11 protein-coding genes and 1 pseudogene are annotated in these 11,586 nt (G+C 59.5%); 3 read left to right on the forward strand and 9 right to left on the reverse strand.

Going from position 1 to position 11,586, the window contains the following annotated elements; genetic code table 11:
* Positions 1-65: 65 nt before the first annotated feature.
* Positions 66-971 carry a LysR family transcriptional regulator gene (locus ABEG21_RS09460; RefSeq protein WP_347554396.1) on the forward strand — a complete coding sequence of 302 codons (906 nt, stop codon included), beginning with the start codon at positions 66-68 and terminating at the stop codon, positions 969-971.
* A 30-nt stretch (positions 972-1,001) separates the two neighbouring features.
* Here ABEG21_RS09460 and ABEG21_RS09465 read toward each other — a convergent pair whose 3' ends face one another.
* On the reverse strand, positions 1,002-2,327 hold the full coding sequence (locus ABEG21_RS09465) for an MFS transporter (protein WP_347554397.1): 1,326 nt from the start codon (positions 2,325-2,327) through the stop codon (positions 1,002-1,004).
* A gap of 434 nt (positions 2,328-2,761) precedes the next feature.
* Here ABEG21_RS09465 and ABEG21_RS09470 point away from each other — a divergent pair, with 434 nt between their 5' ends.
* Entirely contained in the window at positions 2,762-3,886 is a 1,125-nt protein-coding gene (locus ABEG21_RS09470) for a porin (protein WP_347554398.1), read from the forward strand.
* A 451-nt stretch (positions 3,887-4,337) separates the two neighbouring features.
* Here the strand turns inward: ABEG21_RS09470 and ABEG21_RS09475 are convergent, their stop codons facing one another.
* The 4 genes and pseudogenes from ABEG21_RS09475 to ABEG21_RS09490 form a co-directional block, all read right to left on the reverse strand.
* Positions 4,338-4,574, reverse strand: a complete 237-nt coding sequence (locus ABEG21_RS09475; protein WP_347554399.1) for an ATP-binding protein — start codon at positions 4,572-4,574, stop codon at positions 4,338-4,340.
* A 148-nt stretch (positions 4,575-4,722) separates the two neighbouring features.
* Positions 4,723-4,797 (reverse strand): annotated as a pseudogene (locus tag ABEG21_RS09480) (DNA-binding protein); the annotation flags it as partial.
* 56 nt (positions 4,798-4,853) lie between these two features.
* Positions 4,854-5,974, reverse strand: a protein-coding gene (locus tag ABEG21_RS09485) for an IS3 family transposase (RefSeq protein ID WP_347554400.1) whose coding sequence is annotated in 2 segments (ribosomal slippage) — positions 4,854-5,719 and positions 5,719-5,974 — 1,122 coding nt in all. Because the reading frame shifts where the segments join, the coding sequence is not laid out codon by codon here.
* Between the two features lie 161 nt (positions 5,975-6,135).
* Positions 6,136-6,546 (reverse strand): hypothetical protein, encoded by a 411-nt coding sequence (locus tag ABEG21_RS09490; RefSeq protein WP_347554401.1) that lies wholly within the window; start codon positions 6,544-6,546, stop codon positions 6,136-6,138.
* Positions 6,547-6,768: 222 nt separating this feature from the next.
* On the opposite strand from ABEG21_RS09490, the gene ABEG21_RS09495 reads away from it, so the two are divergent.
* Complete coding sequence (locus ABEG21_RS09495) at positions 6,769-7,620, forward strand: helix-turn-helix transcriptional regulator (protein WP_347554402.1); 852 nt, start codon at positions 6,769-6,771, stop codon at positions 7,618-7,620.
* A 36-nt stretch (positions 7,621-7,656) separates the two neighbouring features.
* Here ABEG21_RS09495 and ABEG21_RS09500 read toward each other — a convergent pair whose 3' ends face one another.
* From ABEG21_RS09500 to ABEG21_RS09515, 4 genes are all read right to left on the reverse strand, one after another.
* The gene (locus tag ABEG21_RS09500; protein WP_347554403.1) at positions 7,657-8,394 is read right to left on the reverse strand and encodes a siderophore-interacting protein; all 738 of its coding nucleotides are present in this window, start codon (positions 8,392-8,394) and stop codon (positions 7,657-7,659) included.
* A gap of 503 nt (positions 8,395-8,897) precedes the next feature.
* Positions 8,898-10,622, reverse strand: coding sequence for a PepSY-associated TM helix domain-containing protein (locus tag ABEG21_RS09505; RefSeq protein WP_347554404.1), 1,725 nt, complete (start codon positions 10,620-10,622; stop codon positions 8,898-8,900).
* Positions 10,514-10,825: a DUF3649 domain-containing protein gene (locus ABEG21_RS09510; protein ID WP_347554405.1), complete on the reverse strand. Its 312-nt coding sequence runs from the start codon at positions 10,823-10,825 to the stop codon at positions 10,514-10,516. The genes ABEG21_RS09505 and ABEG21_RS09510 overlap by 109 nt, the downstream gene beginning before the upstream one ends.
* Before the next feature lie 70 nt (positions 10,826-10,895).
* Entirely contained in the window at positions 10,896-11,579 is a 684-nt protein-coding gene (locus tag ABEG21_RS09515) for a Fe2+-dependent dioxygenase (RefSeq protein ID WP_110856255.1), read from the reverse strand.
* Positions 11,580-11,586: the final 7 nt, after the last annotated feature.

Genomic DNA, 11,586 nt, shown 5'->3' on the forward strand with positions numbered 1-11,586 from the left:
TGCAATAGCACGGATAGACAGTATTCACCTGTTGGATACGACGACCTCAGAGAGCGAACACGGAAATGGACTTGCGCAGCGTTGATCTCAATCTGTTGGTCGTGTTCGAAACGATGGCCGAACATGGCAGCGTCACTCGCACCGCCGAGGCAATCGGACTAAGCCAACCGGCGACGAGCGCCGCACTGGCCCGATTGCGCAAGCTGCTCGGCGATCCCTTATTCGTGAAAGTGGGTTCGGAGATGCGACCGACGCCACGCGCGAAGGCCTTGATCGAGCCGGTGCGCCGGATACTGACCGCCGTCAAAGAGGAAATCCTGCCGCGCGGTGATTTCGACCCCGCGACGACCGCGCGCTCGTTCACCGTGTTGACGCCTGACATTGGCGAAATCAACCTGATTCCCAAGCTTTATGCGCGGCTCGTGAAGGATGCGCCCGGGGTTTGCCTGAAGTCGATGTCGATGCCGCGTAACGCGACAACGGAAGCGCTCGAGTCCGGCATGGCAGATCTGGCGCTCGGCTATTACCCCGATTTGCAGAAGGCCAACTTCTTTCAGCAAAGGCTGTTTCGGAATAAATATGTGATCGTCTTGCGCGACGAACATCCGACGATCGGGTCCTCGCTGACGATGGCGGAATTTCTAGCGGCCGATCATGTGATCGTGCGCCCCGACGGCCGCGCGCACCTGTTCGAGCAGTTTCTACTGGCCGAAGGGATTCAACGCAAGGTGAAGCTCGAGGTATCGCACTTCATGGCGCTGCTGCCCAGTATCTCGTCGACCGACCTGATCGCGACCGTGCCCCGCGACCTCGCCGACGTCATGCGGCAGTACGGCAAAATTCGCTCGCTGCCGACACCGATGGACTCGCCGATCATCGACCTGCATCAGTTCTGGCATCGCCGTTTCCATCATGATCCTGCGCATATCTGGCTGCGCAAGATCGTATCGGATCTGTTCGGGCCGCCTTGATGGGTAAGCCGAACATAGGATCCGCTGCGTCTACAGCATCCGACGCGCGGATTCGGGCGCCAGTAGTATGCCGAAAAACGCGCACACCGCGATCGCCTCGAAATACCAGACGACGGCCGACAGGCTGCCTCCGTGCCCCATCAATGCGGTCGCGACCAGAGGCGCGCAGCCGCCACCGAACACGATGCCGAGTTGCTTGCCGAGTGAGCCCCCACTGCTACGCACTTCGGTAGGAAACTGTTCGGCGGTGAAAGCGGCTTCCGGCGCGAACATCAACGCATGCACGAGGCCGATCGACACTACCATGCCGAATATCAGTAGCGTGATATTGCGCGTCTCGACGATCCGCAAGAACATCGGAAACCACAAGGCAGCGAGCACGATTCCCACCAGAATCAAGGGCCGACGTCCCCACTTATCGCTTGTCATCGCGAGAAGCGGTACCGCAATGAATTCGGCGATATTGGCCAGCGTCGCGCCGGTCGTAACGCCTGCGGCCGACATGCCGAGTTCTCGCACCGCATAGCCCAAGACGAATACCGTGCAGAGATACTGGAACGCGCTATGGACCATATTGATCAGCACGGCGCGCACGGTTGCGATCTTCCACGAGCGGAGTACGTCGAGCAGCGGGATCCGAGCGATTTTCTTGCTCGCCTGAAGCTGGCGAAACAGCATGGACTCGTCCACCTGGGAGCGAACATAGGTGCCGATCACGACCATGACGATGCTCAACAGAAACGGTAAGCGCCAGCCCCATTCTTGAAATGCTTGATTACCGAACGCACCGCTCAACATCGCGATCAAACCCGACGCCGCGATAATGCCGGCCGGCCCGGACGCGTTGATCGCCGACGCGAACAAGCCTCGGCGATCGCTTGGCGCGCCCTCCAACATCAGCGTCACGGCGTTCATGTATTCCCCGCCGAAGGCGAAGCCCTGAAGAAAGCGCAACAGTACCAGCAAGCCCGGCGCCCAGAGCCCGGCACTGGCATACGTCGGCAAACAGCCGATCAGGAAGCTTGCGCCCCCCATCAACAGCAAGGTCAGCAGCAACACGAATTTCCGACCGACACGGTCGCCGAAATGTCCGAAGACCATTCCGCCAAAGGGTCGCGCGATAAAGCCGATGGCAAAGGTCGTATAAACGGCGAGCGAGCCCACGAGGGAATCCATTCGCGGGAAAAAGGCGACACCGAACACGACAGGCGCCACAAAGGCATAGCAAAAGAAATCGTAGTGCTCGATCGCCGTGCCCAACGAGGCGGCGACCAGCAATCGCTTCGTTGCGACACGCTCGCGGGATTCGGCCGTCTCGGATAGAACATCCACGGGCGCAACAGGCGGCTGTCTCATAAACTTTGTCTCCAGGTATTTTTATCGTCGGCGCGTCTCGTCCAGCAGGCCTCATACGGTGATCACTTTCGCGGTGACAGGCGAGTCCCCTATCCCACCGTGGCGCAACGTGTGACAAATCCTAGGGAGCGACGGTCCATCCGTCCACATCGGCGAATGGATAATTCGAATCCACGCAACGGATAGGGCCGTGCGCCCTGGCTTGGCGCCCGATACGCCGTCCCTTCCTCTGGTTTCCCCTCTATTGCTATTCGTTTGTCGAATTGCCGCTATCCAGGCAATCGAATTGACGAATAAAACTCCAGCTCGGAGAATCCGCTCGTAATCGCGTTGCCACAGAAGCACGCGGTACGTCGCGGACCATCGCTTGAAACTAAAACGATAGATCGTCGCGAAATAAAAACAGGCCATTGACTGGCCAATAGGAGACAAGCATGACCCGAAGAAACGCATCGTTTCCGGCATTGGGGATCACCCTCGCCTCGGCGTTGGCCGCGGCCTTGGCTTTCGCGATTCCGTCGACATCCAGGGCCCAGAGTTCCGTCACGCTATACGGGATCATCGACGCGGCTATTCAGTACGGGAGCACCGGCGGCAAGACCACCGTTCGTGAAGATTCCAGCGCCGTCGCGCCTTCGCGCTGGGGACTGATCGGCAAGGAGGAGTTGGGCGGCGGCTATGCTGCCGTCTTCAAGTTGGAAGATGGTTTCAACGTCAACACCGGTGCCATTGCGGGAAATGGCGCACTCTTCAACCGGGAGGCGTGGGTCGGCATCAAGGGGCCCTTCGGCCAGGTTCAGTTGGGCAATAACTACACGCCCGTCTTCACCACCTATCTGGCGTATTCGCTCGGCGAGCTAAACGCACTTGCTTGGGGTAACGCCGCCAACAATTACGTTTTCGTTCCGATGGCGCGCACCGCCAATTCCATTCGCTATGTTTCATCGCCGGTCGCCGGCTTCACGCTACGCGCTTTATATGCGCGAGGTGCCAATGGTAGTGCCGGCGTGCCTGCCTCGCTCGGCGACACGCTTTCCGCAGGCGTCAATTTCAAGATGGGCAGCTTCTCCGCCGATGCCGACTATCTGCAACAGCGATTCACGAATGCCACGACGATTTCGCCGATATCGTCGGTTAGTACTGGAAAGTACTATGTGTTTGGCGGTTCATATGATTTCGGCTTCGTCAAACCGGCTATTCTTTATCAACTTCATCGGAATGCTAGCGGCGTGGGCGCGGCGCTATCGAGTGCATATGCATCGCCGAACCATGACTTCTATGAAGTGAATGCGCTGATTCGAAACGTTATCGGTGGCAGCGTACTTGTGAGTTTCGGCCAGTATTTACTCAAAGGGAATAGCCAGGGCGACTCGACATCCTATGCCGTGCGGTATGACTATCGCTTGTCGAAGCGGACCGGTGTCTATGTCGGTATCTCGGAAGTGCGCAATCACAGCAATGCGTCGTTCAGTACCGCTGACGCGGCGGGACCTGGCATTACCGTCGCGGCTGGGAAGAATATCGTCAGCGGCATCGCCGGTATTCTTCACCAGTTTTAAGATGGGATGTCCCGCGACGTGCATTCGTCGGTGATCGTGACTGGCCTGCCTAGCGGTACGCGTCGTTTAGCTAGGCACCCGACGCAGTCGCAGCGCCGTCTTCCGGCATCGGCCGCCGCATGAAGGCGCCGAACATAGGCACGGTAAACGCGGTTTCACCATATCCCGGCGTATAGATCATGCCCTTGGCAATTAACGATGCACGCACCGGACCGAAACTGGATGGCTTGCGGCCGATATGGTCGGCGATGGCGGTAGAGGCGAAGGGCCCTTCACCAAGCCCAGTTGCCCCGCCAGTTGCGGAAGACCCGCTGCTACCAGCGTGATGGGGCGGTCGTTTTGGCGGGCACGGTGAAGCGCCGTGATCAGCTGCGCTTGCCCGTGGTCGAGCTTCAGCAGCGCGGTTCGAAGCGCGGGAACGAGCATGGCCGGCATTGGCATTGACTGGCCTTCAGGCGCCTTGATCGGCACGCATCGAGCCCTCCCCTTCGGCGGCCCGTCGCATGGCGTTGAGCAGCACCGTCTTGCCCACCCCTCGCAGGCCGAGCAAAATCAGGCTCTGCGCGTGACGTCCGCCACGGATGCGGTCGAGGGCGACGGCAACGGTCTCGAGAATTTGCTCGCGACCTGCCAATTCGGGCGGCCGACTGCCGGCGCCAGGGGCGAAAGGATTGCGTCGTGGATCCATTCTAGGGAATTTATCCAGTTCTATATGGTTTGTGTAGAACCCCCTAAATTGGCTATAACTTGGGAGGGTTTAATAGATAAAGAAAGGCGCCGGAGCGCGGGATAAAGAACGCATGCGTCGTAGACGACCGTGAAGGGAGAATGTCTCGTTCATATCCCATTCTCAACTCCTGCGACTGCTGGGCGAGTTCAGCCATCGCTTGCGCGCTGGCGTTCTCACGCGCCGTCCACCAGTACGTTTGACGCTTCTATGGCGCCCGTTAGCGACGTCACCCCGTTTTCAGTAGCACTGGGCTTCAGAATCCGGGGTTAATATGATGGCGTTTGTCGTCAGTTGCTGAGCGTAAGCCATTGGCGTCAGACCGCCCAGTGATTTCTTCGGCCGCTCTTCGTTATATTCCCTGCGCCATGTTTCGATCAGAACGCGTGCATGGGCAAGACTCGTGAACCAGTTTTCATTGAGGCATTCGTCGCGGAATCGGCCATTGAACGACTCGATGTAAGCGTTCTGGTTTGGCTTGCCAGGCTCGATAAGAAACAGCCTCACGCCACGCCGATGCGCCCACGTCAGCATCGCTTTACCGCAGAACTCTTTCCCGTTGTCTGTCCGTATCCCTTTTGGTAAGCCGCGCAGCACCGCCAGTCGGTCGAGGATTCTCGTGAGAACGTGCCCACCAATGGCTCGCTCCGGAACAATCGCAACGGCTTCATGCGTCGCATCGTCTACGACCGTCAAATTCTTGATGACACGGCCCTCGGCGGTACGATCGAACACGAAATCCATCGACCACATCTGATTCGCCGCTGACGGTCTGCCCAACGGCTGACGCTCAGACACCGGCACCTTCTTGCGCTTGCGACGACGTACTTGCAGGTTCTCCTGGGCGTACAGCCGCTCCACGCGCTTGTGATTGACGACTAGGCCCGACTGACGAAGCTTCAGATAAATCATGCCAGAGCCGTATCGGCGATGCCGCTGAGCCAGCGCCACAATCTGCTCCCGCAGAGCCTGATTCTTATCCGCCGCAGCCGCATAACGATACGAGCTCGCACTCATGCCGATCACCCGCAGCGCATGTCGTTCGCTCAAGCCGCTGTGGGTCATATGGCGCACCAAGTCTCGGCGTGACGGTGCGCTCACCACTTTTTTCGTAACGCCTCGCGTGTGACCTCGATTTCCAGCATCGACTCGGCCAGCAACTTCTTCAGGCGCGTGTTCTCCGCCTCAACCTCCTTGAGCCGCTTGGCGTCGGACACGTTCATGCCGCCAAACTTGCTTCGCCACAGGTAGTAGCTTGCCTCCGAGAAGCCGTGCTGCCGGCAAAGCTCCTTGATCGGCAAGCCGGCATCTGCCTCGCGCAGAAACCCAATGATCTGTTCTTCGCTGAACCGCTTCTTCATGCCCAATCTCCTGACTACGTGATTGGACTCTAAATCCTCGCGCTACTCAATACCGGGGTGACGTCGCAACAGCCATGAAACAACGGAGGTGGCGTAGTTCCATTGTTATCATCTCAACGCAGCTAACTCCCATCGCTAAAAATCATGGGAGTCAGCTGTGCCTAAAGTATCGGTGCACCCGCCTTCTGCGCCGACAATAACTCCTGCGCCAAGGTAAGCGCGTCCTCCTTGTTGGCCGCCATGAGTATGGGATAGCCCCAAAACTTCTCGTACACCACGGCGAATGCCTTGGCCGCCAGCCTTTTGGCAGCGCTCGACTCAATGCAGACCATTGCCTTGACGAAAGTCCGCAGTTCGCCTTTATGGCGTTTCATCCAAAGCGAGGTTTGCTTCATTTCCTCCGGCGAATGTGCATGTTCGCCCGTATCAAGTCCCTCGTCATTGAACAGAACGAAAGGCTCCTTGCGTGCAAGTAATGCCTCGAATTCGGAAAACGGCGAAGCATCGGGGTTGTTGCTGGGTGCGTTCATTCGCATCCAGACCAAGGGGAACCGCGCGGCGTCAATCAACATACCAATACTCCTTCGATACATAGCGAGAATCGCCAGTAGCCCAGCCGCGTTAGGAAATGGGTTCCTCTGTATCGGGAGACACTCCTGATGGGCAGAGCGACCAGCGTGGTTAGTCGCATAATACTGACGGGCGGGCTGGACGTCATTGCACAAGTTGGCCATAATATTATTCATTTAGGCCAGCATGCCTCGTCTTCGGTTCGAGGCTCAAACCGACCTGCTATGTCGAGCACTGCCATCATCGATCTGACCGAGAACAAGGATGTCGGTAGCGTCCCTCGTCCCGTTTTCGCCCTGAGTGCCGCATCGGTATCCAGGGATTGGGAACATGCGCGGCATCAGCATCGCAAGGCGCAATTGCTCTACTCCGTGCGCGGCATCCTCAACTGCGAGATTGAAGACGGCGTCTGGATCGTGCCGCCGCAATGCGCCGTATGGATACCCGGAGACTTGCCACACTCGGCGCGCGGCTCCGGCGAGACGGAGTGTTATTGCCTGTTCGTGGAGCCTGATGCCGCACCGAATCTTCCGGAGACCTGCTGCACGATCGCTGTATCCCCACTGTTGCGCGAGCTGCTTCTGACCGCAGCGGGATTCCCGGAGTTGTACCCACGCGGCGGCCGCGAAGACCGTCTGATCGCCACCTTGCTGGATGAGTTAGTGGCCGCTCCCGTGGAAGACTTACACTTGCCGATGCCGCGCGACCCTCGGCTGCGTAGGCTTGCGGAAATGCTGTTGGCCGACCCGACCGACAAAACGTCGAAGGGCGATTGGGCTATCCGCATCGGCATGAGCGAGCGGAGCATGAGTCGGCTCCTTCTGCACGAAATCGGCATGAGCTTCGGACAGTGGCGCCGGCAACTCCATGTCATCCTCGCGCTACAACGCTTGACCAAAGGAGAAAGCGTGCAAACGGTGGCATTGGAACTGGGCTACGAAAATGCCAGCGGTTTCGTCACCATGTTCCGCAAGGCCGTAGGCAAGCCGCCTGCACGATACCTCTCTGAACGAGTGACCGACCGGGAATCTGCCTCCGTACCGGGCATCGTGTTTTCCGATCAGGAGCTGAGCTGATCGATTGCTGCGGCACCGCGACGGGTTGAGGAAGAGTTAGTCCAGCCCCTTTTTTCCGGGTGTCCAATGCGCTTTTGTCTGGAAGCGGTTCGAGCCAATGTTCAATCGTCTGAGCAGTTGGCGCATGTGCTGGATCGAACTGGCCTTGCCAGACAGCACGACACGTGCATCCGGCTTCGCCTGCAATACGGCCCGCATCTTTTCTTTTAGCACAAGCTGCTGCGCGTCGTTGCCGGCGCGTTCATGGACGATGGATTCGCCCAGGCCGAGCTGAGCCAGCACCGCTTTCGATTCAGCCAGCGAAGACACCTCGAAGAACAGATGCGTTTTTTCCGATTGCGTGACATTGACCCGCGCCGCAGCCAGACCGAACGAAGTCTCGTCGCCGAACAGCACCGCATCAGAAAAGCGGAGCCGGGTCAGGTCAATTGACTTGCGCGGGCCGAACACGATGCAATCTTCACCCTTGCGCAACGCGCGCGCCCAGTTCGCACCAAGCGCATCGCCATGCATGTAGGCGAGGATGCGCGTGCGCCCATTTTCTGCGTCCCATTCCATCGGCGTGTAAGTGCGCTGCGCCCAGCCGCCCAGTTGAATCTGAAGCTTATCGCCGGGCGTCCACTGCACGTTTTTCAGCGCATTGCCACCGAGGGTGATAAGACGGAAATTTCTGCTGATATCCTCAATACTCAGCACGTTCGCATTGCGCGTGAACAATTTGAGCACCGCCGATTCGAGCAGGCTGGCACGTTTCTTCGTAGCGGTTTCGTTCATTGCATGAGTTCCGATTAGTTATTCAGGTAAATGGATTGGATCGTTTGGCTGAAATCCTGGATGCCATCCGGGTACGTGGTGTCGTCGGTTTCTATGGCGTCGATGGTGCGTGGTCAATTCACCGCCCAGGACCGACGGCTCTCATCGCGGCGCATCTTCACTCAAACCTGGAGTATTGCCGGGCGCGTACGCTGTCGCCTCCGGGTGTTGAGGGCCGCCGCCCCGACGCGGGTATGCCCGCAGCGAAGTAGAGACGCTGAGAAAGAGGACGATGACGAGCGCCGCCATCGACGCCAGGCAAAACCAGTCGATCGCGCCTTCAATGACGCCCCAGACGACACGGAGGCAGTTATAGGAGGCGGCCAGTAGCACGGTAGCAACGACGCGAAGAAGTCCGCTCCGGCGTCGAGAACAGTCCGCTCCTAACATTTCTCGATGGTGACTACGCATCGCCAATGCAAGCATGGCAAAGCCGAATACCGCCAAGGTAAATGACAATCCCATCACTTGGAGCCTCTCGACACGCTCAGGCCGATACTGTCCCGTTGTTCTCTCCAAGCCGGCGGCAGGTCGTTCTCGGCGCGGCGAAAGCGAAGCCAGAGCGCGCACGCGGCGAAGAATACGCCCAGCGCCAACGTAACCCCGTCGAACGCGAGGTACAGCACGTCGCCCTGCAACAAGTTGGCGAGGGTTCCGCGCGAGGCGGTCTCAGCGTTGACGAAGGGCAGCGCCAGAAAAAGAAAGGCCGTGGCGCCCAACACCTCGATCCAGGCACGGCGTTTCGGCCGCCGCACCGACCACGCCAGCAGCGCACCCCAGCAGGCGAAGGCGCAGAGAACTTCGGCATTCGCCCGCGAGGGGATCGACAGAGGTAAAAGGCGATTCGCCCAAAAATACGCCGCCGTCGATGCGGGATAACCGGCGATCACCACGACATTCAGTGTTTCAACCAGCTTGAATCCACGGCTGCCGTATTCCGGGTTCAGGAGATTGCGCTTTCGCTTGGCGGTCCACAGAAGTAGGCCCGTCGCCACCATCGCAGTGCCGGCCAGGCCGCACAGGAACAGCAGCCAGCGCAATTCCGGACGTGCGAAGCGCGCCTGATGCAGACCGAACACTGCAGTAGCGGCAGTCGCCGCCGCGTTCGGTGCCGGCGAGGTTTGCACCAGCGCGCCACTGATCGCATTGAAGGTCAGGCTGTTGCCGGCGCCCGGCACCAGATCGTGCGTCTGTCGATCCACCTGGATGGTCGCGGTGTCGTCGCCCGGATTGCTGATGCGGATGGTTTCAGCGTGGCCGCCGTTCCAGATCATTTCCGCTTGCCGCAGCACCAAAGTGAGTGGAACCAGCGGCGCCGAATGGCCGCTTGGTGCCTCCGCGCGCGGGTGCGATACCAGTTCCGCGTAGAAGCCCTGCGGATTCGGGTAGTGCGCGAACAGAGCCCACGGCATCAGGAAGAACACCAGGATGCCGACGCCGGTATAAGTAATCATCAAATGAAATGGCAGCACGAGAACGGCGAATGTGGTGTGCGCGTCGCGCCACGAGCGCGCACCGCTGCGTGGCCGGAAAGTGAAGAACTCGGCGAAGATGCGGCGGTGTGTGATGAGGCCGGTGGTCAACGCGACCATCAAGGCGATGCTGGCGAGCACCACCAGGATCAGTCCGAGCACCGGCAGGTAATGCAGGGCGAAGTGGAACTGGAAAAAGTAGTCCCCGCCTTCGGTGTCCCGTGCCGCCAAGGGATGGCCGTTGGCGTCGATGGATGCGCGGCGATCGGGCGGTATCCGGTCATCGTCGTCATCATCTTCTTCGACAGGTGCGACTCCGGGCTTTGGTCGTGGCCGCCAACTGACTTCGGCAACCGGATTGCGTTCGTTCGGCACGTGGATGATCCATGCGCCAGCGTCTGGCGCCTTCGTGCGCAGAAATGCCACGGCGCCATCGACCGATTTCACCGGATCAATGGCGGCCGCGATCTCGGGTTTCATCCAAGTGCTGATTTCCTGCTTGAAGTAGGCGGCGGTGCCGTTGAAGAAGATCAGGAAGATGATCCAGCCCGCACACACGCCGGCCCATGTGTGCAGCCATTGCATCGAAAGTCGGAAGCTTCCTTTCATCAGCGGCCTCCCCATGCGATCAGTCCCGCGGCTAGTAAGCCGGCCACGAGCGTGACGATGCCCTGTCCTACCCACGCGCGCGAGGGCGAACGTGCCGCAAACGCCCACAGCATCGCGGCCAGGTACAGTACCGGAGTCACCATGATCGCGGCCGTCACCGCGCTGGCCTTGGACAGGGGTAACAGGCGCGCCAGCAGTACACTGAGCGCAGTTGCAACCACGTAGCCACCAAAGATCGCGGCACAGACCCGCGAGACGACGTCGCGCTTGCTGCGCACCGGCGATTGCACGGACGGCCTCGGTAGCGACATCAATTTTGTCTCCGGCAGGCGTTTTCGTGTGCACTCGCGGTTATGCACCGCCGGGTGATAGCGTGATGATTCACAATTCCGCTCCACGCCTGAGCAGGTTGTGATAGACGCTGGTCAGCGCGAGCGTGCCGCGGGTGTCATGGCCGAGTTGCTGGCGCACCTCGATAATCGCCATGTCAAGGTCGTAGAGCAGCGTGCGCAGACCATCGTCCTTGATCATGGACTGTGTCCAGAAGAAGGCGCCCCAGCGAGAGCCCCGCATGACCTCATTAACACGGTGCAAGCTGCCCGCTGGATAGACGACCATCGAACCCGCCGCCAATTTGACGGCATTGGTGCCGTAGGCATGTTCGATGACCAGCTCGCCGCCGTCGTAATCCTGCGGATCGGTCAGGAAAAGCGTCGAAGACACATCAGCGCGCATGCGGATGCCAGCGCCAGGCACAGCACGCACGGCGCCATCGACGTGAGCATCGAATCTCATGCCCGTGTCATAGCGGTTGAACAGCGGCGGTAGCACACGGAACGGCAACGCTGCGCTGTTGAACAATGCATTGCGGCCGAGCGCCTTGAGGATAATTTCGCCGGCCTGCCGCGCGGCCGGCGCGTCTTGTGGAAGCTGGCGGTTGTGCTTGGCCTGCGCCGCCAATTCACCCGCTGTCACTCGTCCGTCGACCAGGTCCGCCGCCTGAATGAGGCCGCGGACTTCGGCCAGTTCACCTGATGTCAGTACTTCTGGAATCTCGATCAGCATACTGGCC

The sequence above is a fragment of the Robbsia sp. KACC 23696 genome (genome assembly GCF_039852015.1).
Lineage (GTDB): Bacteria > Pseudomonadota > Gammaproteobacteria > Burkholderiales > Burkholderiaceae > Robbsia.

What these genes read in the sequence shown, in the direction of transcription:
- ABEG21_RS09475 (WP_347554399.1), bottom strand. Translation starts at nt 4,574, where the DNA reads ATGGATCCACGACGCAATCCTTTCGCCCCTGGCGCCGGCAGTCGGCCG.
- ABEG21_RS09465 (WP_347554397.1), bottom strand. Translation starts at nt 2,327, where the DNA reads ATGAGACAGCCGCCTGTTGCGCCCGTGGATGTTCTATCCGAGACGGCC.
- ABEG21_RS09495 (WP_347554402.1), top strand. Translation starts at nt 6,769, where the DNA reads ATGTCGAGCACTGCCATCATCGATCTGACCGAGAACAAGGATGTCGGT.
- ABEG21_RS09500 (WP_347554403.1), bottom strand. Translation starts at nt 8,394, where the DNA reads ATGAACGAAACCGCTACGAAGAAACGTGCCAGCCTGCTCGAATCGGCG.
- ABEG21_RS09515 (WP_110856255.1), bottom strand. Translation starts at nt 11,579, where the DNA reads ATGCTGATCGAGATTCCAGAAGTACTGACATCAGGTGAACTGGCCGAA.
- ABEG21_RS09510 (WP_347554405.1), bottom strand. Translation starts at nt 10,825, where the DNA reads ATGTCGCTACCGAGGCCGTCCGTGCAATCGCCGGTGCGCAGCAAGCGC.
- ABEG21_RS09470 (WP_347554398.1), top strand. Translation starts at nt 2,762, where the DNA reads ATGACCCGAAGAAACGCATCGTTTCCGGCATTGGGGATCACCCTCGCC.
- ABEG21_RS09490 (WP_347554401.1), bottom strand. Translation starts at nt 6,546, where the DNA reads ATGTTGATTGACGCCGCGCGGTTCCCCTTGGTCTGGATGCGAATGAAC.
- ABEG21_RS09460 (WP_347554396.1), top strand. Translation starts at nt 66, where the DNA reads ATGGACTTGCGCAGCGTTGATCTCAATCTGTTGGTCGTGTTCGAAACG.